This is a genomic window from Jiangella muralis (assembly GCF_001270745.1).
Taxonomy (GTDB): Bacteria; Actinomycetota; Actinomycetes; order Jiangellales; family Jiangellaceae; genus Jiangella; species Jiangella muralis.
Genome location: NZ_KQ434752.1, coordinates 272,608 through 297,342, shown reverse-complemented (window position 1 = coordinate 297,342; position 24,735 = coordinate 272,608). Strand labels below are relative to the sequence as shown.

General features: G+C 72.9%; 27 protein-coding genes and 1 riboswitch. Of the genes, 19 read left to right on the top strand and 8 right to left on the bottom strand.

The annotated features are described in order from the left end of the window. Window positions 1-46: 46 nt before the first annotated feature. From ACW62_RS04355 to ACW62_RS04305, 11 genes are all read left to right on the top strand, one after another. Window positions 47-904 (top strand): DUF881 domain-containing protein, encoded by an 858-nt coding sequence (locus tag ACW62_RS04355; RefSeq protein ID WP_157574366.1) that lies wholly within the window; start codon window positions 47-49, stop codon window positions 902-904. Beyond that, window positions 901-1,233 (top strand): small basic family protein, encoded by a 333-nt coding sequence (locus tag ACW62_RS04350; protein WP_046770129.1) that lies wholly within the window; start codon window positions 901-903, stop codon window positions 1,231-1,233. Before ACW62_RS04355 ends, ACW62_RS04350 begins: the two co-directional genes overlap by 4 nt. After that, window positions 1,226-2,218, top strand: coding sequence for a DUF881 domain-containing protein (locus ACW62_RS04345; RefSeq protein ID WP_053202852.1), 993 nt, complete (start codon window positions 1,226-1,228; stop codon window positions 2,216-2,218). Before ACW62_RS04350 ends, ACW62_RS04345 begins: the two co-directional genes overlap by 8 nt. A gap of 34 nt (window positions 2,219-2,252) precedes the next feature. Next, window positions 2,253-2,639 (top strand): glycine cleavage system protein GcvH, encoded by a 387-nt coding sequence (gene gcvH / locus ACW62_RS04340; RefSeq protein WP_053202851.1) that lies wholly within the window; start codon window positions 2,253-2,255, stop codon window positions 2,637-2,639. A 139-nt stretch (window positions 2,640-2,778) separates the two neighbouring features. Further along, window positions 2,779-3,315 (top strand): FHA domain-containing protein, encoded by a 537-nt coding sequence (locus ACW62_RS36130; protein ID WP_053202850.1) that lies wholly within the window; start codon window positions 2,779-2,781, stop codon window positions 3,313-3,315. Between the two features lie 71 nt (window positions 3,316-3,386). Then, window positions 3,387-4,052: a transcriptional regulator FtsR gene (ftsR, locus tag ACW62_RS04330; protein ID WP_053203121.1), complete on the top strand. Its 666-nt coding sequence runs from the start codon at window positions 3,387-3,389 to the stop codon at window positions 4,050-4,052. 107 nt (window positions 4,053-4,159) lie between these two features. Next, on the top strand, window positions 4,160-4,636 hold the full coding sequence (locus ACW62_RS04325; protein WP_053202849.1) for a bifunctional nuclease family protein: 477 nt from the start codon (window positions 4,160-4,162) through the stop codon (window positions 4,634-4,636). 177 nt (window positions 4,637-4,813) lie between these two features. Next, on the top strand, window positions 4,814-5,425 hold the full coding sequence (locus ACW62_RS04320; protein ID WP_053202848.1) for a MerR family transcriptional regulator: 612 nt from the start codon (window positions 4,814-4,816) through the stop codon (window positions 5,423-5,425). Between the two features lie 528 nt (window positions 5,426-5,953). Beyond that, entirely contained in the window at window positions 5,954-6,475 is a 522-nt protein-coding gene (locus ACW62_RS04315) for a helix-turn-helix domain-containing protein (RefSeq protein WP_053202847.1), read from the top strand. A gap of 87 nt (window positions 6,476-6,562) precedes the next feature. Next, window positions 6,563-6,660, top strand: a riboswitch (glycine riboswitch). 73 nt (window positions 6,661-6,733) lie between these two features. Beyond that, window positions 6,734-9,580: an aminomethyl-transferring glycine dehydrogenase gene (gene gcvP / locus ACW62_RS04310; protein WP_053202846.1), complete on the top strand. Its 2,847-nt coding sequence runs from the start codon at window positions 6,734-6,736 to the stop codon at window positions 9,578-9,580. 125 nt (window positions 9,581-9,705) lie between these two features. Beyond that, window positions 9,706-10,398, top strand: coding sequence for a DedA family protein (locus ACW62_RS04305; RefSeq protein ID WP_053202845.1), 693 nt, complete (start codon window positions 9,706-9,708; stop codon window positions 10,396-10,398). A 72-nt stretch (window positions 10,399-10,470) separates the two neighbouring features. Here ACW62_RS04305 and ACW62_RS04300 read toward each other — a convergent pair whose 3' ends face one another. Further along, window positions 10,471-11,088, bottom strand: coding sequence for a DedA family protein (locus ACW62_RS04300; protein WP_083459291.1), 618 nt, complete (start codon window positions 11,086-11,088; stop codon window positions 10,471-10,473). A gap of 260 nt (window positions 11,089-11,348) precedes the next feature. Here ACW62_RS04300 and ACW62_RS04295 point away from each other — a divergent pair, with 260 nt between their 5' ends. Genes ACW62_RS04295 through ACW62_RS04285 form a run of 3 tightly spaced genes read left to right on the top strand, consistent with a single transcriptional unit; the run spans window position 11,349 to window position 13,551 of the window. Continuing rightward, the gene (locus tag ACW62_RS04295; protein ID WP_053202843.1) at window positions 11,349-12,146 is read left to right on the top strand and encodes a polysaccharide deacetylase family protein; all 798 of its coding nucleotides are present in this window, start codon (window positions 11,349-11,351) and stop codon (window positions 12,144-12,146) included. Window positions 12,147-12,197: 51 nt separating this feature from the next. Further along, on the top strand, window positions 12,198-12,914 hold the full coding sequence (locus tag ACW62_RS04290; protein ID WP_053202842.1) for a hypothetical protein: 717 nt from the start codon (window positions 12,198-12,200) through the stop codon (window positions 12,912-12,914). Window positions 12,915-12,924: 10 nt separating this feature from the next. After that, window positions 12,925-13,551, top strand: coding sequence for a hypothetical protein (locus ACW62_RS04285; RefSeq protein ID WP_053202841.1), 627 nt, complete (start codon window positions 12,925-12,927; stop codon window positions 13,549-13,551). Window positions 13,552-13,695: 144 nt separating this feature from the next. Here ACW62_RS04285 and ACW62_RS04280 read toward each other — a convergent pair whose 3' ends face one another. Genes ACW62_RS04280 through ACW62_RS04270 form a run of 3 tightly spaced genes read right to left on the bottom strand, consistent with a single transcriptional unit; the run spans window position 13,696 to window position 17,852 of the window. Next, window positions 13,696-14,898: a Fic family protein gene (locus tag ACW62_RS04280; RefSeq protein WP_053202840.1), complete on the bottom strand. Its 1,203-nt coding sequence runs from the start codon at window positions 14,896-14,898 to the stop codon at window positions 13,696-13,698. 51 nt (window positions 14,899-14,949) lie between these two features. Continuing rightward, window positions 14,950-16,275: a metallopeptidase TldD-related protein gene (locus tag ACW62_RS04275; protein WP_083459289.1), complete on the bottom strand. Its 1,326-nt coding sequence runs from the start codon at window positions 16,273-16,275 to the stop codon at window positions 14,950-14,952. 50 nt (window positions 16,276-16,325) lie between these two features. Further along, window positions 16,326-17,852 carry a TldD/PmbA family protein gene (locus ACW62_RS04270; RefSeq protein WP_053202838.1) on the bottom strand — a complete coding sequence of 509 codons (1,527 nt, stop codon included), beginning with the start codon at window positions 17,850-17,852 and terminating at the stop codon, window positions 16,326-16,328. Window positions 17,853-17,924: 72 nt separating this feature from the next. On the opposite strand from ACW62_RS04270, the gene aroC reads away from it, so the two are divergent. From aroC to aroB, 3 genes are read left to right on the top strand one after another with little or no spacing between them, the layout of a single operon-like run. After that, entirely contained in the window at window positions 17,925-19,121 is a 1,197-nt protein-coding gene (aroC, locus tag ACW62_RS04265) for a chorismate synthase (RefSeq protein ID WP_053202837.1), read from the top strand. Then, the gene (locus ACW62_RS04260; protein ID WP_053202836.1) at window positions 19,121-19,621 is read left to right on the top strand and encodes a shikimate kinase; all 501 of its coding nucleotides are present in this window, start codon (window positions 19,121-19,123) and stop codon (window positions 19,619-19,621) included. The genes aroC and ACW62_RS04260 overlap by 1 nt, the downstream gene beginning before the upstream one ends. Continuing rightward, on the top strand, window positions 19,611-20,702 hold the full coding sequence (aroB, locus tag ACW62_RS04255) for a 3-dehydroquinate synthase (RefSeq protein WP_053202835.1): 1,092 nt from the start codon (window positions 19,611-19,613) through the stop codon (window positions 20,700-20,702). The genes ACW62_RS04260 and aroB overlap by 11 nt, the downstream gene beginning before the upstream one ends. 15 nt (window positions 20,703-20,717) lie before the next feature. Here the strand turns inward: aroB and ACW62_RS04250 are convergent, their stop codons facing one another. Then, window positions 20,718-21,665, bottom strand: a complete 948-nt coding sequence (locus ACW62_RS04250; protein WP_053202834.1) for a type IV toxin-antitoxin system AbiEi family antitoxin domain-containing protein — start codon at window positions 21,663-21,665, stop codon at window positions 20,718-20,720. A gap of 194 nt (window positions 21,666-21,859) precedes the next feature. Here ACW62_RS04250 and ACW62_RS04245 point away from each other — a divergent pair, with 194 nt between their 5' ends. After that, the gene (locus ACW62_RS04245) at window positions 21,860-22,777 is read left to right on the top strand and encodes an aldo/keto reductase (protein WP_053202833.1); all 918 of its coding nucleotides are present in this window, start codon (window positions 21,860-21,862) and stop codon (window positions 22,775-22,777) included. Window positions 22,778-22,797: 20 nt separating this feature from the next. Continuing rightward, window positions 22,798-23,232: a type II 3-dehydroquinate dehydratase gene (gene aroQ, locus ACW62_RS04240; protein ID WP_053202832.1), complete on the top strand. Its 435-nt coding sequence runs from the start codon at window positions 22,798-22,800 to the stop codon at window positions 23,230-23,232. A gap of 5 nt (window positions 23,233-23,237) precedes the next feature. On the opposite strand, the gene ACW62_RS04235 is transcribed toward aroQ, so the two are convergent. Genes ACW62_RS04235 through ACW62_RS35060 form a run of 3 tightly spaced genes read right to left on the bottom strand, consistent with a single transcriptional unit; the run spans window position 23,238 to window position 24,662 of the window. Beyond that, window positions 23,238-23,897 carry a ribosomal protein L7/L12 gene (locus tag ACW62_RS04235; protein ID WP_053202831.1) on the bottom strand — a complete coding sequence of 220 codons (660 nt, stop codon included), beginning with the start codon at window positions 23,895-23,897 and terminating at the stop codon, window positions 23,238-23,240. Between the two features lie 16 nt (window positions 23,898-23,913). Next, a complete protein-coding gene (locus ACW62_RS04230) occupies window positions 23,914-24,360 on the bottom strand; it encodes a type II toxin-antitoxin system VapC family toxin (RefSeq protein ID WP_053202830.1) in 447 nt (148 codons plus the stop codon). After that, window positions 24,357-24,662: a toxin-antitoxin system HicB family antitoxin gene (locus tag ACW62_RS35060; protein ID WP_053202829.1), complete on the bottom strand. Its 306-nt coding sequence runs from the start codon at window positions 24,660-24,662 to the stop codon at window positions 24,357-24,359. Before ACW62_RS35060 ends, ACW62_RS04230 begins: the two co-directional genes overlap by 4 nt. Window positions 24,663-24,735 lie beyond the last annotated feature (73 nt).

The following is a 24,735-nucleotide window of genomic DNA, read 5'->3' as shown; positions in this document are numbered from 1 at the left end:
GGATGTCGGCGCGGGAACGTCGTGACGTGCGTGCGAGCATAGGACCGTGGTGACAGGGCAGGCTCCCCGCGTCCGTCCGCTGCGGCGGCCGGACGAGTCGATGTCGCTGCTCAACGACCTGTTCGCCAAGCCGCTCGACCCCGGCTACGAGGACGCCGCGGCGCGCCGCCGGGCCGCGGGCGAGCGGCCGACGTCGAAGCGCACCTGGCGGTCGCCGGCGCTCGCGATCGGGCTCGTCGCGCTCGGCCTGTTGCTGACCATGTCGGTGTTGCAGGTGCGCAACACCGCTAGTGTTGTCTCTTCGGAGCGGCAGGGGCTCATCGAGCAGATCCACAACGAGGACGAGCGCGTCAGCCGGCTGCAGGGCGAGGTCAGCTCCCTGGAGTCCGAGATCGGGCGGCTGGAGAGCGACCTCCTGCAGAACTCCGCGGCCGGGCAGCAGACGCGGGAGGAAGTCGAGAGCTTGCAGGCGACAACGGGGGCCATCGCCGTGACGGGGCCAGGGGTGGTGGTCACGGTCGACAACGCCGCGGAACAGGACGCCGAGAACGGCACCGACAAGGTGCTCGACCTCGACCTGCGCCAGGTGGTGAACGGGCTCTGGTCGGCCGGGGCCGAGGCCGTCGCCATCAACGGCCAGCGCATCACCCCGCTGACGGCCATCCGGTCCGCGCAGAACGTCATTCAGATCAACTACCGGCCCATGGACGCGCCGTACGAGGTCTCAGCCATCGGCGACCCGCGCTCGCTGGCGCGCGACTTCGGCGACGGCAGCGGCGGCAGCTGGCTGCGTGATATCGCCTCCAGCAGCGGCATCTACTACGACGTCGACTCCGAGGAGTCGCTGACGCTGCCGGCCGGCAACACGCCGCTGTCCTTCGCGATCCCCGGGGAGGGCTCATGATCCCACTCGCCGGGCTCCTCGTCGGCATCCTGGCCGGCCTCTACTTCGACGTGTCGGTGCCGCTGGAGTTGCAGCCGTACCTGCCCATCGCCATCGTCGCCGCGCTCGACGCGGTGTTCGGCGGCATCCGGGCGGTCATCGAGGGCATCTTCAACGACAAGGTGTTCGTCGTCTCGTTCATCGCCAACGTGCTGATCGCCGCGTTCATCGTGTTCCTCGGCGACCAGCTCGGCGTCGGCTCGCAGCTGTCGACGGCGGTGATCGTCGTACTGGGCATCCGCATCTTCACCAACGTCGCGACGATCAGACGGCACATCTTCCATGCCTGACCCGACCCCCGGCCCTGACGACACCGGCCTCGACAGCTCGGCCTCCCCGGCCGAGCCGGCTGAGCCGGTCGCCCCGGCCTCTCCGGCCGAGCCGGTCCCTCCGGCCGACCCGGCCTCTCCGGCCGAGCCCGCGGAGACGCCGGAGCCCGTCGAGGAGACGGCCGAGCGGCCCGCCGCGTCGCCGCAGCCGTTCATCCCGGGCGGCGGCAGGTTCACCCCGGCGGCGCCGTCGGGCACCAAGCGGCTCTGGAACGCCGTCCGGCAGCGCCCCGACGGCGGCCAGGTGCTGGTGGCGGTGCTGGTCGCGCTGCTCGGCTTCGGCGCCGTCCTGCAGGTGCGGGCGGACGACGACGACGCGCTCGCCAACGCCCGCCGCGACGACCTCGTGCAGATCCTCGACGGCCTGCGCCGCCAGGCCGACCGCCTCGACGACCACGTCGCCGAGCTGGAGTCCGACCGCCGCGACCTCGTCAGCGGCGCCGACACCGAGGCCGCGGCGCTGGAGCAGGCCGAGGAGCGGGCCCGCAGCACCGGCGTGCTGGCCGGCACCATCGCGGCCGGCGGCCCCGGCATCATCATGACGATCAGCGACCCCGACCACGACGTCGCCGCCTACACCATGCTGCGCGCGATCAACGAGCTGCGGGTGGCCGGCGCCGAGGCCATCCAGATACGCGGCGGCGGCAACGACGCCGCCGTCCGGGTGGTCGCCAGCACCTCGTTCGAGAACCCGAGCGCCGATGTCCTCACCGTCGGTGGCGTGGAGCTGGAGCCGCCGTATGAGATCGTCGCCATCGGCGAGCCGGGCGAACTGAGCGGTTCGATGATGTTCGCCAACGGCGTCGTCGCGAGTATCGAAGGTGACGACAAGGGTGGCGCGGAGGCCACCGTCGACGAGTACGACGACCTCACCGTCGACGTGTTGCACGAGCCGCAGGCGCCTCAGTACGCTCGCCCGGCGCCCGAGGACGGCGACGACGAATGACCCCGAACACGTGCCCCCGAGGAGGCAGATCCCGTTGTATCCCGACGACCTGAGGTACACCGCGGAGCACGAGTGGGTTCGCAGCCCCGGTGAGGCCGAGGGCAGCGTCCGCGTCGGCATCACGCACTTCGCCCAGGAGCAGCTCGGCGACATCGTGTACGTCCAGCTGCCGGCCGTCGGCGACGCCGTCACCGCGGGCGGCGTCTGCGGCGAGCTCGAGTCGACCAAGAGCGTGAGCGAGCTGTTCGCGCCGGTCACCGGGACCGTCGTGGCCCGCAACGAGGAGCTCGACGCCGCGCCCGAGCAGGTGAACGCCGACCCCTACGGCGCCGGGTGGATGATCGAGATCGTCCCGGCCGATCCAGGGGTCGTCGATCAGCTACTGACGGCCGGCGACTACCGTTCCCAGGTAGAGGGCTGATCCGCCGGTTGACCCTGGCGGCGGCCGGTTCTAGGTTGCCAACATCCGTAAACCCTCAGGCGCTGGTCGAGAGTGAGTGAGACACTCGTAGCGCCGACGAGTCGAAGCCGGGGGGAGACCCACGGCGGGAGGCCAGCTGATGCCGTTCTGCACCCAGTGCGGGCACCAAAACCCGACCGACGCGAAGTTCTGCTCCAATTGCGGAACCCCGCTGGTCCGGCCCATGCAGCCGGCCGAGACGGGGGGTGACGCCACGAGCACCATGGCCATGGTGCGCGAGGAGACCGCGCAGGTCGAGCGGGACGACTCCAGCGACCTCGCGGCGGCCGACCAGGCCGCCGTCGACGCCCTGCCCGAGGGCAGCGCGCTGCTGGTGGTGCTGCGCGGCCCCAACGCGGGCAGCCGGTTCCTGCTCGACACCGACGTCGTCAGCGCCGGCCGGCACCCCGACTCCGACATCTTCCTCGACGACGTCACCGTCTCGCGGCGGCACGCGGAGTTCCGGCGCATGCCCGGCGGCTTCGTCGTCTCCGACGTCGGCAGCCTCAACGGCACCTACGTCAACCGCGACCGCATCGACGAGGTCGCGCTGAGCAACGGCGACGAGGTCCAGATCGGCAAGTACCGCCTGGTCTATTACTCCAGCCAGCACGGGTTCGGAGGCGGGCCCAGGTGAGTCCCGCCGAGGCGAACTCGGCGCGTGCCTCCGGGCCGGCGCGGCGCGACGCCGCGCCGGCCGGCCAGACGATGAGCATCGGCGAGGTGCTGGCCCAGCTGCGGCCCGACTTCGCCGACGTCAGCATCTCCAAGATCCGGTTCCTCGAGACCGAGGGCCTGGTCGAGCCGCAGCGCTCGCCGTCGGGCTACCGCCGCTTCAGCCACGACGACGTCGCCCGGCTGCGCTACGTCCTCACCGTGCAGCGCGACCACTACCTGCCGCTGCGGGTGATAAAAGAGCAGCTCGGCCAACTTGATCGGGGCATGGAGCTGGTCACCGAGGGCAGCACCGTGACGCCGTACACCGCGGCCGCGGCAGCCAGCGACGAGGTGCTGCTGCCGCGCGCGTCGCTGCTGGAGGCGGCCGCCATCTCCGACGAGCTGCTGACCGAGCTGGAGTCCTACGGGATGGTGACGGCGCGTCGCGGGGGTGCGTACGACGCCGACGCCCTGCTGGTCGCCCGCACGGCCGCCGAGCTGGCCCAGTATGGGCTGCAGCCGCGGCACCTGCGCTCGGTCCGGACCGCCGCCGAACGGCAGGTCGGGCTGGTCGAGCAGGTGGTGGCGCCGATGTTCCGCCAGCGCAGCGCCGACTCCCGCGGCCGCGCCGAAGAGACCGCCGCCGACGTCGCCCGGCTCACCGTCCGGCTGCACGCGGCGCTCGTCGACGCGGGGACGCGGCGGCTGTCGCGCTGACGCCGTCCGCCGGGCGTGCGCAGTGCCGTCCGCAGGGCGTGCGCGGTGCCGTCCGCGGGCTGGTTCCGCGGCTGGGCCCGGCCCGTCGCAGGGGTAGTGTTGAAGTCGTGCGCGAGCTAGACGTCGTGGGCGTCCGAGTGGAGATGCCCTCCAACCAGCCCATCGTCCTTCTGCGTGAGGTGGGTGGTGACCGTTTCCTGCCCATCTGGATCGGCGCCGTGGAGGCCACGGCCATCGCGTTCGCCCAGCAGGGCGTCGTGCCGCCGCGGCCGATGACCCACGATCTGTTCAAGGACGTGCTCGACGCCGCCGGCATCACGCTCGAGCAGGTCCGCATCACCGAGGTGCGCGACAACACCTACTACGCGGAGCTGGTGCTGTCCGGCGGGCTCGAGATCAGTTCGCGCCCGTCCGACTCCATCGCGCTGGCGCTGCGCACCGGGTCGCCCATCTATGCCTCCGAGCCGCTGCTCGACGAAGCCGGCGTCCTCATGGCCGACCCCGACTCCGAGGAGCAGGAGGACGAGGTCGCCCGGTTCCGCCAGTTCCTCGACGAGGTCACCCCGGAAGACTTCAGCGGCTGAAGGGGCCGCCCGGCTGCCCGAGGCGCGTGTTACTCGTGTGACTGGTGTGATTTCTGTCTAGAGCTGAAGTCGAGCTTGAGACTTGCCGCGTGTTGCATTGACCGCCGTGAGGCCCGGGCCTAACGTCACTGGTGTAACACGATGTCGCAATCGGCTTGGGACCATGAAGGGGTCGGCGTGAGCGCAGACAGCACATCCGGTACCGGCACGGCGGGTGACGCCGGCCGGACCGCCGCGGCCGGCCGCGCCGCCACCCGCCAGGGCCTGCTGTTCGAGGGCATGGTCGGGCCCGTCCCCGAGGACGTCGGCTACCGCGGGCCCACCGCCTGCAGCGCCGCCGGCATCACGTACCGCCAGCTCGACTACTGGGCTCGCACCGGGCTGGTCGAGCCGAGCATCCGCAGCGCCGCCGGGTCCGGCAGCCAGCGGCTGTACTCGTTCCGCGACATCCTGGTGCTCAAGATCGTGAAGCGGCTGCTCGACACCGGTGTCTCGCTGCAGCAGATCCGCACCGCGGTGACGCACCTGCGCGACCGCGGCGTCGAGGACCTCGCCGGCATCACGCTGATGAGCGACGGCGCCAGCGTCTACGAGTGCACGTCCGCCGACGAGGTGGTCGACCTCGTGCAGGGCGGCCAGGGCGTCTTCGGCATCGCCGTCGGCCGGGTGTGGCGCGAGATCGAGGCCACCCTCGTCCAGCTGCCGGCCGAGAAGCCCGGCGAGCCGCCGGCTGAGCACCCCGGCGACCAGCTCGCCGCCCGCCGCCGCGCACGCGCCGCTGGAGAGTAGGGCCGCACAGCTCTCGCGGACGCCCGCGTCGCCGGCTCTCGTGGTCGGGCGATACGGGCGTTCTGCGTCTCCGGGCAGCAACCGCCTCGACGCCGACACTCGGCCGTTCACGTCGCAGACACCGCACCGCCGCCGACACCGGGCTGTTCACCTCGCAATCGGCGGGGCTGCCGGAGCTGCCAGAGATGTGGGTTCTGCGTGCGATGGCGATGTCGACACCGCACCGGCCCCAGTCTCCGCGGCGCCAGCTCTGGTATCGCCGCAGCTCACCGACCCACCAGGACACCGATCGGCGCGCTGGTGCTCTGCAGTCGGATGTGACGGCAGAGCTCGATCGCGCGATGGTGGTATGCGGTCGGATGTGACGGCAGAGCACCAGCGGCCGAGAACGGGCCTCGCCGCTCCGCTGGATCGGGCGTCAGCGCCGCCGGTGGGCGGTTCGTCCACAGGGTGAGTGAATCGGCGCCGTCGTCCACAATCGGGTCCGAGACCGGCCGCGAGCAGGATCGGGCGTGGTCGGATGGTCACATGATCGATCCAGCGTTCGCCGCCAAACCCGACCACCCCCACCACACCCGCCGGGCCGGGCTACCCGCCTGGGGCCACGAGGGCGCCCACCCCGTTGATCGCATCAGCCTCGTGCGAGCAGGCACCGTGCTCCGGACGGCTCGGGCGCACGCCGGGCTGAGCCAGCGAGAACTCGCCGAGCGGGCTGGCGTCGGGGCGTCCTCGATCATCCGGGCCGAGGCGGGGCGAACCGTGCCCGGGTGGGACCTGGTGGTCACCTGCCTGAAGGCATGCGGAATGCGGCCCGCGCTCGTCACCCACGACGGCGAGGTGGTGCTGACCACGCCGCTGATCCAGCGACGTGACGCCGCAGGCCGGCACTATCCGTCGCATCTGCCGGTATGGGTGGTGGAATGCGACAGCCAGTGGTGGGACAGCCACCCGTTGCGGCGGGTGCCGGTGCCGCTCGAAGAGCTGCCGCTCTTCAGCTTCCGCCGCCGGTATCGGAAGGACCAGGCAAAAGCCCGGTGGGAGCGCAACTGACATCGCGACGAGACACCGACCGGGGCGGCCGTTCGCGCGTCCGCGTCGCAGCCCGAGCGGCGGCGAGCTATGCTGACGGCGAGCTGTGGACCCGGGCCGGGAGAGTTCTCGCACCACACGGTGTGAGGCGCCGAAGGGGCAACATCCCCGCCAACCTCTCAGGCAGCAAGGACCGGTCGGGCGAGGCCACTCTGAAGTCGTGTCAACGGCGACAGAGGGGGAGCGAACTCGTCCACACGTGTCCGAGGAGCTCCGCCGATGTCCCTGTCCCAGATCGCCAGCGAGGCGCCCTTCGTCGCCCGGCACGTCGGGCCGCGCGACGAAGAGATCGCGAAGATGCTCGACGCCGTCGGGTACGAGTCGCTCGACGCGCTGGTCGAGGCGGCCGTGCCGGACGCCATCCGCAACCTCGATGCGCTCGACCTCCCGCCGGCCAGCACCGAGACCGAGACGCTGGACGAGCTGCGGGCGCTGTCGCGGCGCAACCGGCCGCACACCCAGATGATCGGCCTCGGCTACCACGACACCGTGACGCCGCCGGTGGTCGTCCGCCGCGTACTGGAGAGCCCGGCCTGGTACACCGCCTACACGCCGTACCAGCCGGAGATCTCGCAGGGCCGGCTCGAGGCGCTGCTGAACTTCCAGACCATGGTCTCCGACCTCGCCGGCCTGCCGACGGCCAACGCCAGCCTGCTCGACGAGGCCACCGCGGCGGCCGAGGCGATGACGCTGATGCGCCGGTCCGTCCGCGGTGCCGCGAACACCGTCGTCGTCGACGCCGACTGCCTGCCGCAGACCATCGCGGTCATCCAGACCCGGGCCGAGCCGCTGGGCATCGACGTCGTGGTGGCCGACCTCGACCAGGGGCTGCCGGACGGCGAGCTGTTCGGGGTCGTCGTCCAGTACCCGGGCGCGTCCGGGCGCGTCCGTGACCTCACGCCGGTCATCGAGGCGGCGCACCAGCGGGGCGCGCTGGTCACCGTCGCCGCCGACCTCCTCGCCCTGACGCTGCTGACGCCGCCCGGCGAGCTGGGCGCCGACGTCGTCGTCGGGACGTCGCAACGGTTCGGGGTGCCGCTCGGGTACGGCGGGCCGCACGCCGGGTATATGGCGGTCCGGACCGGGCTGGAGCGCGGGCTGCCCGGCCGGCTGGTCGGCGTCTCCAAGGACGCCGCCGGCGCGCAGGCGTACCGGCTCGCGCTGCAGACCCGCGAGCAGCACATCCGCCGGGAGAAGGCGACGTCGAACATCTGCACCGCGCAGGTGCTGCTGGCCGTCGTCGCCTCGATGTACGCCGTCTGGCACGGTCCCGAAGGGCTACGCGAGATCGCGTCGCGGGTGCACGGTCACGCGACGGCGCTGGCGGCGGCGCTGCGGGCCGGCGGCGTCGAGGTCGTCCACGACGCGTTCTTCGACACCGTCCTCGCCCGGGTGCCGGGCCGCGCGGCGGCCGTCGTCGCCGATGCGGCCGAGCTGGGCGTCAACCTCGGCCCGGCCGGCGTCGACGACGTGCGCATCGCCTGCGACGAGGTCACCACCGGCGCCGACCTCACCCGGGTGCTCCGCGCGTTCGGCGTCGCCGGGACGGCCGCCGCGGCCTCCGTCGCGATCCCCGAGGGGCTGCGCCGGCACAGCCCGTACCTCACCCACCCGGTCTTCAACACGCACCGGTCCGAGACGTCGATGCTGCGCTACCTGCGCAAGCTCGCCGACAAGGACTACGCGCTCGACCGCGGCATGATCCCGCTCGGCTCGTGCACCATGAAGCTCAACGCGGCCACCGAGATGGAGCCGATCACCTGGCCCGGGTTCGCCGGCATCCACCCGTTCGTGCCGGTCGAGCAGGCCGACGGCTACCTCGCGCTGATCCGCCAGCTGGAGGGGTGGCTGGCGACGGTGACGGGGTACGACGCGGTGTCGATCCAGCCGAACGCCGGGTCGCAGGGCGAGCTGGCCGGGCTGCTGGCGATCCGCGCGTTCCACCGCTCCAACGGCGACGAGCAGCGCGACGTGTGCCTCATCCCGTCCAGCGCGCACGGCACCAACGCGGCGTCGGCGGTCATGGCCGGCATGCGGGTCGTGGTGGTCGCGGCGGCCGGCGACGGCACCGTCGACCTCGCCGACCTGCGGGCGAAGATCGACGAGCACGCCGACCGGCTGGCCGCGATCATGGTCACGTACCCGTCGACGCACGGCGTTTACGAGGAGGGCATCACCGAGATCGCGGCGCTGGTGCACGCGGCCGGGGGTCAGGTGTACGTCGACGGCGCCAACCTCAACGCGCTGGTCGGGCTGGCGAAGCCGGGCGAGTTCGGCGCCGACGTCAGCCACCTGAACCTGCACAAGACGTTCTGCATCCCGCACGGCGGCGGCGGTCCCGGGGTCGGCCCGATCGGCGTGCGCGCGCACCTGACGCCGTTCCTGCCGAACCACCCGCTGCTGCCGGAGGCCGGCCCCGCGACCGGCGTCGGGCCCATCGCGGCGGCGCCGTTCGGGTCCGCGTCGATCCTGCCGATCCCGTGGGCCTACATCCGGATGATGGGCCCGGCCGGGCTGAAGCTGGCCACCCAGACCGCGGTGCTGAACGCCAACTACGTCGCCGTGCGGCTGCGCGACCACTTCCCGGTGCTGTACACCGGCCGCGGCGGACTGGTCGCGCACGAGTGCATCGTCGACCTGCGGCCGCTGACCAAGGCCACCGGCATCTCCGTCGACGACGTCGCCAAGCGGCTGATCGACTACGGGTTCCACGCGCCGACCATGTCGTTCCCCGTCGCCGGGACGCTGATGATCGAGCCGACCGAGTCCGAGGACAAGGGCGAGCTGGACCGCTTCTGCGACGCGATGATCGCGATCCGCGCCGAGGCCGGCCGCGTCGCCGCCGGTGAGTGGCCGGTTGACGACAACCCGTTGGTCAACGCGCCGCACACGGCGTCGTCGCTGGTCGCGGCGTGGTCCCACCCGTACGACCGGGCCAGCGCCGTCTACCCGTCCGCGTCCAGCCGCGAGGACAAGTACTGGCCGCCGGTGGGCCGCATCGACGGCGCGTACGGCGACCGCCACCTCGTCTGCTCGTGCCCGTCGCCGGAGGCGTTCCAGGACTGAGGGGCGACACCCCCACCCGCATCCGAAAGTCCAGGGTCGGCGTCCGACTGAGGTCGTACGTCTCGTGCCGCCGCGCCACGTAGGGTCGGAGGTGACCACTCGGCGAACGGAGAACACGGGGGACCATGAACGACGCGATCATCGAGGCCGCCCGCGACGTCATGGGGTCGCCCTGGGTCTACGTGGTGCTGTTCGCCATCTCCGCCATCGACGGCTTCTTCCCGGCCGTGCCCAGCGAGACGCTGGTCATCACGGCCGGCGTGTTCGCCGCGGCCGACGGCGTGCCGAACTTGCTGTTCGTCATCCTGGCCGCCGCGGCCGGCGCGTTCGTCGGCGACCACATCTCGTACTTCATCGGCCGCACCGCGGGCACCAGGGTCAGGCACCGCATCGAGGGCGGCAAGAGATCCGGCGCGATGTTCGCCTGGGCCGAACGCCAGTTGAACGAGCGCGGCGGCGTCATCCTCATCGTCGCGCGGTACATCCCGGGCGGGCGCACGGCCGTCACGCTGACCTGCGGCACGGTCGAGTACCCGCTGCGCAAGTTCTCCTTCTTCGACGCCATCGCGGCGCTGTCGTGGGGCATCTACTCCGGCATGATCGGCTACGTGGGCGGGCACGCGTTCGAGGACAACCCGCTGCTCGGCCTGGGCGTCGGGCTCGGCATCGCACTGGCCGTCACCGGCCTGGTCGAGCTGATCCGGCACCGCATCGGCGTGCGCAACCGGCGCCGTGCCGAGGCCGGATCGGCCGAGTCCGCGCCCGGTGCGGAGGGGTCACCGGAGTCGCCGGGGGAGAAGCCGCAGGAGCTGGTCTGAGCGCCACGGTCGCGGCGCTGCTGCGGCCGATGCCGCCGGCGGCTACAGCCGCCGGGTGCTGGCGGTGCTGCGCTACCTCGGGTCCTGACGGCGCACCCGGTGCCGGGCCCGCTCACCGTCGCGCCGGTTGGACCGGACCCGCAGGATCACGAACGCCGCCACCGCGACGACCACCGCGGCGATGACCGCGTACTGCAGGATGCCGATGTACTGCTCGACGGAGTCCCAGTTCTGCCCCAGCTGGTAGCCGAGCAGGATGAACACGGTGTTCCAGATGGCGCTGCCGAGCGCGGTGAAGGCCAGGAAGATCGGCAGCGACATGCGTTCGACGCCGGCCGGGATGGAGATGAAGCTGCGGAAGATCGGGATCATGCGGCCGAAGAAGATGGTCTTCACGCCGTGCTTGCCGAACCACGCCTCCGCCTTGTCGACGTCGGTCATCTTCACCAGCGGCAGCGCCGCCAGGATCGACCGGGTGCGATCGCGCCCCACCGCCGCGCCGACGGCGTACCAGATCAGCGCGCCGACCACCGAGCCGACCGTCGTCCAGATGATCGCCGCCGCCAGGTTCATGTCGCCGCGGCTCGCGGTGAAGCCCGCCAGCGGCAGGATGACCTCGCTGGGCAGCGGCGGGAACAGGTTCTCGGCGGCGATGGCGAGGCCGGCGCCGACCGCCCCCATGGAGTCCATGAGGTCGACGGCCCAGCCGGCCAGGCCGGTCAGCTCGGTTTCCGGGGAGAGGCGGATGTTCACGACTCGAAGGTACGGGATCTGGGCGGGCCGGCGCGATGAAGGTCACCGCAGAGATCGTCCTGCGGCCTTCCGCAGGGTGGGCGGTCTGGGAGGGAAAGCGCATTCGGCGCGCCTCACCGGGTCTGTGATGCTGCGCCGGTACCGTCGCACCTGCCGGGTTCCGATGGATTCGTCCTGACTGAAGTGGGGTGGTACCGGTGTCCCGACAGCTCCGTGCTGCCCTGATCCTGTGCCTCATCGTCGGGGTCATCGTCGGCGCCGCCCGCAGCGACCCGCCCGGCAGCACGTCCGCCGCCGCCGAGACCACCCAGCAGGCCGCGCCGAAGACGCCGGCCCGGCTGATATCGCTGATCCCGGCCGCCGAGGACGGCAAGCCTCCGGTCGCCGAGGTCGACAAGGCCGGCACCCGCCGCCTCACCGGCCGTGACGGCCGCACCGTCGCCCTCACCTTCGACGACGGCCCGCATCCCGAGCAGACCCCGCAGGTGCTGCGCATCCTCCGCCAGTACGACATCAAGGCGACGTTCTGCCTGGTCGGCGAGATGGCGCGGCTGTACCCGAAGCTCGTCCAGGAGATCGCCGACGAGGGCCACCGGCTCTGCGACCACACCATCAGCCACGACACCTCGCTCCCGGACCGCGACCCCGGCGTCATCGACGACGAGATCGCCGGCACCCTCGACGCCATCGAGGACGCCGTCCCGGGCGTCGCCGTGCCGTTCTTCCGCGCGCCGGGCGGCAACTTCGCCGCCAACGTCAACGAGATCGCCGCCGGGCACGACCAGGTCCCGCTCGGCTGGAGCGTCGATCCGGGGGACTGGCGCAAGCCCGGCGCGCGCGCCATCCACGACTACGTGGCCGAGCACATCCACCCGGGCGCGATCGTCCTGCTGCACGACGGCGGCGGCGACCGCGCGGGCACCGTGACGGCGTTGCCGGCGATCATCGAGACCCTCCGCGCCGCCGGCTACGAATTCGTCCTTCCCCGCGCCTGATCTGGTGTGGCAACGGCAGCGCCGCGGTGAGCGCATGGCACCCTTACGCCCATGAATCGGCGTGACGACTCGTTCGGTGAGCGGCTGGGACACGGCATCGGCCAGGCGCTGTGGGTGCTGATCCCGCTGCTCAGCCTCACCTCCCTGGCGTGGCTGCCGGCAACGCAGGCGTGGTGGCGCACCCGCAGCGCGGGCTGGGCCTCGGTCGCGTTGCCGCTGCTGCTCGGCAGCGGCGGCATCGTGGCGTTGTTCGCGGCGGGTGAGGACGACGGTGCGGCGTTCGGGCTGTTGATCGTCGGCACGCTGGTCGGCGGGCTGGCGGCGGCGCTGAAGGCCCGCCCGGTGGTCTTCGCGCGGCCGGAGGAGACGGTCGAGCTGCCGCCGTACGAACCGGACCCGGCCGCCGTCCCGGAGGCGGCGGATCACCCGGCGGTGCGCGAGATCCTCGCCGGCCGGGAACGACGCCGGCAGGCGCGCGAGATCGTCGCCCGCGACCCGGCCATGGCGCACGAGCTGGGCATCGGCCGGCCGGACGCCGATCGCGACTACGACGACGGCGGGCTGGTCGACCTCAACAACCTGGGCGCCGGCGACCTGGCGACGGCGCTGGGCTGGGCGCGCGAGACCGCCGAGGCGTTCGTGGTGGCGCGCGACCTGCGCGGCGGGTACGCGACGACGGACGAGGTCGCGGCGCTGTCCGGGCTGGAGCCGGCGCTGCTGGACCGCGACGCCGAGCGGGTCGTCCTCCTTCCCTACCGCGCCACCTGAGAGGCCACGCATGACGGTGAACGAGGGCCGGTTCGACCGGTGGCGGCGGACGGCGGTCGACGCGGCCGCGTCGGCCGGTGAGGCGCGCGCGACGCTGATCCGGGAGCTGGCCCGGGCGCTGGCCGTGCTGGTCCGCCGGGTGCGGATCCCGTTGCTGGTCGCGGGCGTGTTGCCGCTGCCGCCGGCGTTGCTGCTGGTGATCGAGGGGCTCGCGGCCGACCGTGGGCGCCCGTTCTTCCTCGCCGTCGCGGCGGCCGGCGCGGCGCCCGGGCTGGCGCTGCTGTGGCGGCGGCGCCGGCTGGTGCGCGCCGTCGATCCGGTCGACGAGCTGGCGGCGGAGCTGGGCGAGGCCTACGACGTCGCCGGGGCGTGGGCGCGGGCCGGCGACGCCCTGGAGCAGGTGCGGTCGGCCGGACCGGGGCTGCGCGGCGCCGGGCGGGCGGCGCGCGGCGTCTGGGCCGGCGTCCAGCTGACCAAGGACGTGTTCGACCGGTTCTCCGACCTCCCTCGGGTGGCACCCTTCCTGCCGGTGTCGCTGCAGTTCACCGGCTATCTGTGCCTCGCGTCGATCGTCTCCGCCGGGGTGCTGGGCGCGTTCGCGGTGGCGGGGCTCGGCGTCGTCCTGGTGACCGGCTGACGGCCGGAAGGCAATCGGCGCCGCCCTCTTGACGTGACCCCGGTCACGCGGTCAAACGTATAAGCGTGAAGCCGGCGGCTGGCCGAGCGGATGGTCGCGGCGGGCCCTGAACGCACCATCGCGTCAGGACGCCCGACCACCTGCTCAGCGGGCCGGGTGGCCGCGCCGCCCGGCCCGCGCGGCGAAGTCGTCGAGCGCCGCCAGGATCTCCGGAGCCTGCCAGTACCGGCCGCGGCGCCGGCCGGAGAACTCCGTGATGACGCCGGCCTCCTCGAGCTGCCGGATGGCGCCGTGCGTGTTCGCCGACGTGGTCCCGAGCTCGGACTGGGCCATGGCCGCGTCGATGACGGGTTGACGCACGAGCAGGTCGGCCAGCCGCCACACGGCGGAATCGCGCCGTGCCGTGATCCGTGCGCTCCAGCGGTCCCGGGTGGCGTCGAGGTCCGCGACCAGGTGACGCCCGTTGCCGACGGCGATGAGCGCAGCCTCGGCCATCGCGGTGACGATCGGTGCCGGGTCGCCGGCCCGGAAGGCGGTCAGCGCGGCGAAGTAGCCGTCGGTGTCGGTGAGCAGTCCGGCCGACACCGGCACCGTGACGTTCCTGGTGAGGCCCCTGGCCCGCAGCATGGCGTGGATCAGTGCCCGCCCGGTGCGTCCGTTGCCGTCGGTGAAGGGGTGGATGGTCTCGAACTGTGCGTGCGCGAGCGCGGCATGCACGAGTGCGGGAATGTCGTCACGGTGGACGAACGTCATGAGGTCGTCGATCGCCGCGCCGACGCGGGCATGATGCGGCGGCACGAAGGCCGCCTCGTGCGGCCCGACGTTCGTGCCGCCGATCCACACCTGCTGGTCGCGCCACCGGCCGGGCGAATGCTCTGGATCGTGCGCCATCAGCGCCGCGTGCATCGCGAGGACGACGTCGGCGCTCAGCCGGTCGGCGAGATCGATGGCCGCCTCCATGGCCCGGACGTTCGCCACGATGCGCGTGGCGTTGGACCGGGTGCCGTCGTCGAGCTCGGCCAGGGCGATGGCCCGGGCGCCCGAGGTGAGGTTCTCGATCTGTGACGACGACGCCGACTCGGAGCGGAGCAGCAATGCGCCGAACGGCGCCATGTTGGCCCCGACCTCGACGTCGTACCTGGCGACCTCGACGGATGCCTCGTCCGCCAGGGCCAGCACGGCCGACGGCAGGGCGACGTCAGCGGCCGCGACGGGCGGGACGACGGCGGCGCGGTAGAGGCCGCTGTGGCGCTCGCGGAGCCGCCGTGACACCAGCTCGGGCGGCAGGGTGGAGCGCCAGGGATGCGCCTCCCAGCCGATCGCCGGCCACGCGATATCCGATGCCATGGAACCAGCTTAGCATCGCTTAGCCTCGTAGCCGATGCTAAGCGCGCGGCGTCAGGACGCCTGAGACACCGAGGACATGTTGAAGTCGGGCACCCGCAGCGCGGGCATCGCCGTCCGCGGGAAGTAGTCGCCCCATTCGCGGCTGAACGTCGGCACCGTCGCGCCGGCCGCGGTGAAGCGGTCGAGCAGCGCCACCGGGCTCTCGTTGAACCGGTAGTTGTTCACCGCGCCGGTGACCTCGCCGTTCTCGACCAGGTAGACGCCATCGCGGGTGAGGCCGGTGAGCAGCAGCGTCTGCGGGTCGACGGCGCGGATGTACCAGAGGCAGGTGAGCAGCAGGCCGCGCTCGACACCGGCCGCGAGGTCGTCGACGCTGCCGGTGCCGCCGTCGACGGTGAGGCCGAGGTTGTCGACGGCGGGGGTGGTCGGAAGTCCGGTCAGGCCGGCCGACGAACGGGTCTGCAGCAGCGCCCGCAGCGTGCCGTCCTCGATCCACGAGGTGCGCTCGATGGGCAGGCCGTTGTCGAACACGCTCGTCTCGGTCGACGACGCGTGCGCGTACACCGCCGGCGCGCACTCCAGGCCCGGCGCGGCGGGGTCGGACCACAGCGACACCGGGTGCTTCGACAGCCGCTCGCCGACCCGGGTCGCGCCGCCCGGCGCGGAGTACACCGACTGGCCGTCCGCCGCGTCGCGGGCGCTCATCGTCCAGTACGCGTAGATCATCAGGTCCGCGACGGCGGTCGGCGGCAGCACGGTGTCGTAGCGGCCGGCCGGCAGCTCGACCGTCCGCTGCGCCCAGCCCAGCCGCTTGGTCAGCTCCGCGTCGAGCGCGGTGACGTCGACGTCGGTGAGGTCGCGCGAGGACTGGCCGACCCACGCCGAGCGGGTCTTGTCGGTGGACTTGCCGGTGATGCCGATGTGCCCGGTCGGCTGCTCGTGCCGGGCCCGCAGCCCGGTCGACGAGCCGAGGTACGTGGTGCGGACGCCGTGCTCGAGGTAGCCGTAGAGCAGCCGCCGCTCGTCGTCGGCGCGGCTGAACGCGTCGCCGAGAGCGGGCGCGATGTGCGCGAACACCTCGGGCGACGTCTCGCCGGGCGGGTCGGCCCAGCCCGAGCCGGCGTCGCCCGGCACGAGCGGCTGCGCGTCCTCGGCCGGGCCGTTGTCGCGGGCGGCCTGCTCGGCGGCGCGGACCAGCGGCTCCAGGCCCTCGGGCGTGACGGCGCTGCGGGCGACCACGCCGGATGCGGTGCCGCTGCCGCCGTCGACGGTCGCGATGACGGTGACCGACCGGTCGCGGGTGACGCCGTTCGTCGTCAGCGCGTTGGTGGCCCAGCGCAGGTTCGCCGTCGACCCCTCGTCGACCAGGACGAGCATGCCGCTGGCCTTCGACAGCTCGAGGCAGCGCTCGACGATCTCCTGGGGCGTCACTGGCCACCCTCCTCGGCGGTGTTGAGCACGCGGATGTCGCGGAACAGGACGGACGGCGCGCCGTGCGAGACGGGGGCGATCTGACCCGGCTGTGCCTTGCCGCAGTTGAACGCCCCGCCCAGCACGTACGTCTGCGGCCCGCCGACCGCGGCCATCGAGCCCCAGAAGTCCGTGGTGGTGGCCTGGTACGCGACGTCGCGCAGCTGGCCGTCCAGCTCGCCGCCGCGGATGCGGTAGAACCGCTGGCCGGTGAACTGGAAGTTGTAGCGCTGCATGTCGATGGACCACGACTTGTCGCCGACGACGTAGACGCCGTCGTCGACCTGCCCGATCAGCTCCTCCGTCGACGGGCCGCCGTCGGCCGGCTGCAGCGACACGTTGGCCATGCGCTGCACCGGCACGTGGCCGGGGGAGTCGGCGAACGCGCAGCCGTTGGAGCGGCTGGTGCCCAGCGCGCTGGCGTTGGCGGCGGCCATGGCGCGGTCGAGCTGGTAGCCGACCAGCGTGCCGCCGCTGACGATGTCCCACCGCTGCGCCTCGACGCCCTCGTCGTCGTAGCCGATGGTGGACAGGCCGTGCGGGGTGGTGCGGTCGCCGGTGACGTGCATGACGGGCGAGCCGTAGCGCAGCGTCCACAGCTGGTCCAGCGTGGCGAACGAGGTGCCGGCGTAGTTGGCCTCGTAGCCGAGGGCGCGGTCGAGCTCCGTGGCGTGCCCGATCGACTCGTGGATCGTCAGCCACAGGTTCGTCGGGTCGATGACGAGGTCGTAGCGGCCGGCCCGGACGCTCGGCGCGGCGAACTTCTCCGCCAGCAGCGGCCCCAGCTCGTCCAGCGCGGCGCCCCAGTCGACGACGCCGTCGGCGCCGGTGGCGTACTCCCAGCCGCGGCCGGCCGGTGCGGCGAGCGTGCGCATGGTCTCGAACCGGCCGCTCTGCGGGTCGACCTTCACCGCCTCGAAGACGGGGTGCAGCCGGACCCGCTGCTGGGTGGTGACGGTGCCGCGGGTGTCGGCGTAGAACTTGTTCTCCTGCACCTGCTGCAGCTGCGCCGTCACGTGGTCGACGTCGTCCTGGGCGAGGACGCGGACGGAGTGGCCGACCATGCGGTCGATCTTCTCGGTGTCGGCGACCTCGAACGGGTTGACCTCGTAGGCCGACACCCACGTGACGTCGGGGTGGACGGGCTCGTCGGCCAGCTCCGTGCGGGCCGGGCTCAGCCGACGGGAGACCTTGGCGAGGTCGACCGCCCGCTCCGCCGTCTTGGCGGCGTCGTCGGTGGTGAGGTCGACGGTGGCGGCGAACCCCCACGTCCCCTCGTGCAGGACGCGGACCGCGAACCCGACGTCCTCGCCGTCGCGGCTGCCCTCGAGCTTGCCGTCGCGGAAGGAGAGATCCTGGGAACGGATACGCTCGAGCCGGAAGTCGGCGTGCTCGACGCCGAGGTCGCGGGCCCGCTGCAACGCGGCGTCGGCCAGCGAGCGCATCGGCAGGGCGATGAAGGCTGGATCGATCTCGTGCGGCACCCTGCCGAGCCTAGACCAGCGCTGCCGCGGCCTCCCGACGGGACCGCAGGCCCGCCGTGGGAGAATTCGAGCATGCTCAGATGGCTGACAGCGGGGGAGTCGCACGGGCCGGCCCTGGTCGCGATCCTCGAAGGACTTCCGGCCGGGGTCGAGGTCACGACCGCCGACGTCGACGCGGCGCTGGCGCGGCGGCGGCTCGGGTACGGCCGCGGCGCCCGGATGAAGTTCGAGGCCGACGCGGTCACGCTCGTCGGCGGCGTGCGGCACGGCCTGACCATGGGCGGCCCCGTCGCCATCGAGGTGGCCAACACCGAGTGGCCCAAGTGGGAGCAGGTCATGTCGGCCGATCCGGTCGACCCGTCCGTGCTCGAGGGCAGCGCCCGTAACGCGCCGCTGACCCGGCCGCGGCCCGGCCACGCCGACCTCGCCGGCATGCAGAAGTACGGCTTCGACGAGGCACGCCCGGTGCTCGAGCGGGCCAGCGCCCGCGAGACCGCCGCCCGGGTGGCGCTCGGCGCCGTCGCGTCGGCGTTCCTGCAGCAGGCCTACGGCGTCCGGCTGGTCAGCCACACGGTCGAGCTGGGGACGGTCGCGGTGCCGGCCGGCTCGCCGCTGCCGGGGCCCGACGACGTCGAGTACCTGGACGCCGACCCGCTGCGCTGCTTCGACGCCGACACCAGCAAGCAGATGGTGGCCGAGGTCGACGCCGCCCACGACGAGGGCGACACCCTCGGCGGCGTCGTCGAGGTGGTCGTCAGCGGCCTGCCGCCGGGCGTCGGCAGCTTCGTGCACGGCGACCGCAAGCTCGACGCGCGCCTCGCCGGCGCGCTCATGGGCATCCAGGCCATCAAGGGCGTCGAGGTCGGCGACGGCTTCGAGCTGGCGCGCACCCGTGGTTCCAAGGCGCAGGACGAGATCGTGCCGGTCGACGGCGGGGGCGTGCGGCGCACGTCGGGGCGCTCCGGCGGCATCGAGGGCGGCATGTCCACCGGCGAGACGCTGCGGGTCCGGGCCGCCATGAAGCCCATCTCGACCATCCCGCGGGCGCTGCGCACCATCGACATCGCCACCGGCGAGGTCGCCAAGGCGCACCACCAGCGCTCCGACGTGTGCGCCGTGCCCGCCGCCGGCGTCGTCGCCGAGGCGATGGTCGCGCTGGTCGTGGCCGAGCTGGCGCTGGAGAAGTTCGGCGGCGACTCCGTCACCGAGACCGCCCGCAACCTGCGGACGTACCTCGACGCCATCCCGTCGCGGCTGGAAGTGCGCTGATGGCGCCGCGCGTCGTCGTCATCGGCCCGCCCGGCGCCGGCAAGACCACCGTCGGCACGCTGGTCGCGCGGCGGCTGGGCACGGAGTTCCGCGACACCGACGCCGACATCGAGCGCGCGGCCGGCAAACCGATCACCGATATCTTCGTCGACGACGGCGAGGCGGCGTTCCGGGCGCTGGAGCGATCCGCCGTCGCGACAGCGCTCGCCGAGCACGACGGCGTACTGGCGCTCGGCGGGGGCGCGGTCGTCGCGCCGGAGAACCGCGCGCTGCTGGCCGGCCACGTCGTCGTCTTCCTCGACGTCGGCCTGGCCGACGCCGTCTCGCGGGTCGGCATGAACCGCGACCGCCCGCTGCTGCTGGAGAGCCCGCGGTCGCAGCTCAAGCGGCTGCTCGACGAACGCCGGCCGGTCTACGTCGAGGCCGCCACGGTCACCGTCGACACCGCCGGCCGCGACCCCGAGGACATCGCCGACGAGGTCGTCAAGCATGTCCGCTGACACCGCCGCGCCGACCCGGGTCCACGTCGGCGGCGAGCACCCGTACGACGTCGTCGTCGGTACCGGTCTGCTGGGCGAGCTGCCCGGCCTGCTCGGCGACGGCGTCCAGCGGGTCGCCGTCATCCACCCGGGGGCGCTGCGCACCACCGCCGACGCCGTCCGTGACGACCTCGTGGCGCAGGGGCTCGAGGCGCACGCCGTCGAGGTGCCCGACGCCGAGGACGCGAAGACCGCCGAGGTGGCGGCGTACTGCTGGTCGGTGCTCGGCCGCATCGGCATGACCCGCTCCGACGCGATCGTCGGCATCGGCGGCGGCGCGACCACCGACCTCGCCGGCTTCGTCGCGGCCTCCTGGCTGCGCGGGGTGCGCTGGGTGCCGGTGCCGACGACGGTGCTCGGCATGGTCGACGCCGCGGTGGGCGGGAAGACCGGTATCAACACCGCCGAGGGCAAGAACCTGGTCGGCGCGTTCCACCCGCCGGCCGGCGTGCTCTGCGACCTCGCCGCGCTGTCGTCGCTGCCCGTCAACGAGTACGTCGCCGGCCTCGCCGAGGTGATCAAGGCCGGCTTCATCGCCGACCCGGCGATCCTCGACATCGTCGAAGCCGACCCCGCCGGCGCGGCGCGGCCCGACGGTCCGTACGTGCGCGACCTCGTGGTGCGGTCGGTGCGGGTGAAGGCCGACGTGGTCGGTGCGGACCTGCGGGAGTCGGGGCTGCGCGAGATCCTCAACTATGGGCACACACTCGGCCACGCCATCGAGAAGCTCGAACGGTACAAGTGGCGCCACGGCGCCGCCGTCTCCGTCGGCATGGTGTTCGCCGCCGAGCTGGGGCGTTTGGCGGGTCGGCTCGACGACGACACCGCCGACCGGCACCGCCGCATCCTCGAGCTGCTCGGCCTCCCGACGTCGTACGACGGCCAGGCCTGGCCGCGGCTGCTCGACACCATGCGCGTCGACAAGAAGACCCGCGGCGACCGCCTCCGCTTCGTCGTCCTCGACGCGCTCGGCAAGCCGGGCATCCTCGAGGCCCCCGACCCGCAGCTGCTGACGGCCGCCTTCACCGAGGTCGCCCGCTAGCCTGTATCGCCAGGCTCACGGGACCAGCGGCGGCACTCCGTACAGGTCGTGGGCCCGGCGGGAGCGCGCGACCAGCCGGGCAACGATGGCGTCCGGGTCATGGTGGAGCTCGGCGCCGGTCCAGCGGGTGACGACGAAGCCAAGGTCTTCCAAGCGTTCCTGCCGCAGCTTCTCCTGCCACAGCACCGGCTCCGCGGTACTCCACGGATCGTCGTACTTCACCCGGCCGTCCGCCTCGCCGATCAGCCGATGCCGCCGCCACACGAAGTCGGCTCGCACCCCGCCGCGGCGCTGCGCGGTGAGCCAGACGTTCGACTCGGGGAGGACCAGCCCGCGCCGCAGGAACAGCGCATACGAGGACGACTCCAGCGGTGATTCGCGCAGCCCGGATGCGTGCAGGGCCACCAGCCGAGCAGCGGCGACGCCCGGCCAACCGGCGAGGTCCGCGACGGTGGCAGCGAGGTCGGCGGCCGTCGTGAGGTCACGGCGCAGCGCCGCGTCGGCGACGACGAGGCCGGCGGCGAGCCCGTCGGTGCGCGCGATGTCGAGCACGTTGCGCGCCACAGTCAGGACCGGCAGTCCGAACACCGCCGCCCGGTGCGCGGGTGGAACGGCCGCCGTCCGGAACCGGACCCCCGGGTATGACGGCCGCCCGGCGGCCCGGGCCGGCCGCGTCAGCGTGACGATCTCGTCCCAGCCGTGAGGGAGCGGCAGTTGCCGCAGCGCCACGGCGGAGTAGTGGCTCACCCACGTGCCGCCGAGCGACGTCAGCACGGCGCGGATCTCCAGCTCGTGGCGCAGCCGCACATCGCCGCCCATCCGCTCCCACACCTCGCGCGAGCAGTAGACGCCGTGGCGTACCGCCACGAGCCGCCCCTGCCGCACCCGGTGGCGGACGGCGCTCTCGGTGAGACCGGCAGCCAGGGCGCCCGCATAGGTGACCACGGGCGGCAGGTCGGCCACGGCGCATCCTTTCGTTCGCCGGCCGGGCGGCTCGATCATTGCCGCTCCCGGCGTATCGAGCGAATCCGTCGTCCACAGGCCCCTGCCTTGGCAAGGCCAGCCGTCGCTGTGATGTCCGGGATGTCGGATTTGGCGCGACGACCAGCCTTGCCAAGGCGGACGAAGTACGGGGGTCGGCCGGTTAGGCTCGCCGGGTGGAGTACATCGACATCGGCGGGTCGGGGCTGCGCGGCTCGGCCGTCACGCTCGGCTGCATGCGCATCGACCAGCTGGCCGAGGGCGAGGTCGCGGACCTGATCGGCACCGCCGCCGACGCCGGCATCACGATGTTCGACCACGCCGACATCTACGGCGGCGGCCGCTGCGAGGAGATCTTCGGGGCGGCGCTGGCGCAGACGAGCGTGCGGCGCGAGGACATCGTCGTCCAGACGAAGTGCGGCATCCGCGACGGCTTCTTCGACTTCTCCGCCGGCCACATCCGCGCGTCGGTCGAGGGGTCGCTGCGCCGCCTGCGCACCGACTACGTCGACCTGCTGCTCCTGCACCGCCCGGACACCCTGATGGAGCCGGACGAGGTCGCGGCGGCCTTCGACGAGCTGGTGACGGCCGGGAAGGTGCGCCACGTCGGGGTCAGCAACCAGAACCCGGCCCAGCTGGAGCTGCTGCGCGCGCACGTGAACCAGCCGCTGATCGCCAACCAGTTGCAGTTCGGCCTCGCGCACACCGCGCTGGTCGACTCCGGCCTCAACGTCAATACCGGGTTCGACGGCGGCGTGGTCCGCGACGGCGGCGCGCTGGAGTACTGCCGGCTGCACGGCATCACCATCCAGCCGTGGTCGGTGCTGCAGCACGGCCACATCGCCGGGACGTTCCTGACCAACCCCGATTTCCGGGAGCTGAACGACGCGCTGGCGGCCGTCGGCGCCGAGCACGGGGCCACGCCGGGCGCGGTCGCCGTCGCGTGGATCCTGCGCCACCCGGCCCGCATGCAGCCGGTCGTCGGCACGACGAAACCGGCCCGGGTCGCCGAGCTGGCCCGCGCGGCGGAGATCGAGCTGGACCGCGAGACCTGGTACGCGCTCTACCGGGCGGCCGGCAACCGGCTCCCGTGAGGCACCGATAGGGTCGGGCCGTGACGACGCGCGTACTGGTGCTCAACGGTCCCAACCTCGGCCGACTCGGGTCCCGCGAGCCTGACGTCTACGGCAGCACCACGTTCGCCGGCCTGGTGCAGCGATGCCGCGAGACCGCCGCCGACCTCGGGCTCGACGCCGACGTGCGGCAGACCGACGACGAGGCGGAGCTGGTGCACTGGCTGCACGAGGCCGCCGACGCGGGCACGCCGGTCGTGCTCAACCCGGCCGCGTTCACGCACTACTCCTACGCGCTGCGCGACGCGTGCGCGCAGCTGCGGGCGCCGCTGATCGAGGTGCACATCTCGAACCCGGCGGCGCGCGAGGAGTTCCGGCACACCAGCGTCGTCGCCGCCGTCGCCACAGGCACCGTCGCCGGCTTCGGGCTGGGCTCGTACGAGCTCGCGCTGCGCGCCGTCGCCAGCCTCGTCTGAGCTGGTCAGAGCCGCTCGACGATGTCCTTGGCCTCCTTGAGGCCGAGTCCGGGCGAGTGATCGCGCAGCTCCTTGATGGCGTGGATCTTCCTGCCCTGCGCCGCCAGCGCGCGCACCCGCGCCATGACCTCGTCGGACGGGGAAGCGGCCGGCTCCGGGAGGTCGAGCGCGGCGACGACGCCGGACTCGGCCATGCGGTCGACGGTGTCCTTGGCCTGCTTGAGCCCCAGGCCGGTGTGCTCGCGCAGCACCTTGACCGCCTGGATCGTCTTGCCCTGCGCGACCAGCTGCTGGATGTGCGCCATCGCCTCGGGCGTGACCGTGTCGGGGGACGGCGCGGACGGCGGTGCGCTCGCCCCGGCGGGCAGCCGCTCGACGTACTCCTTGGCGTCCTTGAGGCCGAAACCGGTGCGCTCGCGGACCAGCTTGACGGCGGGGATCAGCTTGCCCTCCGCGAGCAGGGCGCGGACGGCGTCGTCGAGCGCCGCGCGGTCCATGCCGGCCGGCGCCGTAGGGCCCGGTGACGTGGGAGCCGGCGATGACGCGGTCAGCGTGGGCGTGGTGGTGCCGCTGACGGCATCGACACGGGCCCGCCGCAGGACGACGCCGAACCCGAGCACCAATGCGGCGCCGAACGCGATGACGACGATCAGCCAGAAGTCCACCCGACGACCGTACCGGTCAGACCGCGACGAACCCGAGATCCGCGGCCGCAGCGCGCTGGGCGGGATCGTGGGAGGCGAATCCGACCCGTTCGCCGGAGCGGACCAGCGGCCGCGCGGCGAGGTCGGCGATGGCGAGGTGCATGGCGTCGAACGCGCGGATGCCGAACCGGCGCACCAGCACCCGGGCGGTGTTCTCGGTGTCGAGGGCGTCGGCCCGGATCAGCGCGATCGGCCCGGTCGGCGAGACCTCCTCGTACAGCTTCGCCAGCAGGGTGTCGACGTCGCCGATGCGGCGGGTGCGCGCGGCCCGGACCAGCGCCGACGACGCCTCCAGCAGCGCCAGCGTGGACGTGACCAGCAGCGTGCGGCCCTCGATCAGCCCGCGCGCGACGGCGTGCCGCGGCTCGTCGGCGAGGTAGGAGCGCACCAGCACCGACGAGTCGACGTAGGTGAGCACGCTCATCGGCCGTCGGCCCAGAGCTCGTCGACGACCGGGCCGGCGCCCTCGGTGTCCTTGAGCGCGCGGACGAACCGCGCCGGAGGGACGGACGGCGCCGGGCTCTCGACCAGGATGCCGAGGTCGCGGGCCTTCTCGCGCAGTTCGAGGCGGCGCACGTCGATGTCGTCGTCGGACGGGGGAGGCGGCGGCGCGGCGGCGGAGAGCACCTTGTTGGCCAGCGCGTTGATGGAGACGCCTTCACGCTGGGCGCGCGCGGCCAGCCGCCGGTGGAGATCGTCGGGGATCCGCAGCAGCAACTGACGCATGCCGGAATGCTATCACCGGCATAGGTCGTGATAGCAAGGGTTCGGCTGGTGCCGGCCGCGAGGTCTCAGGCAG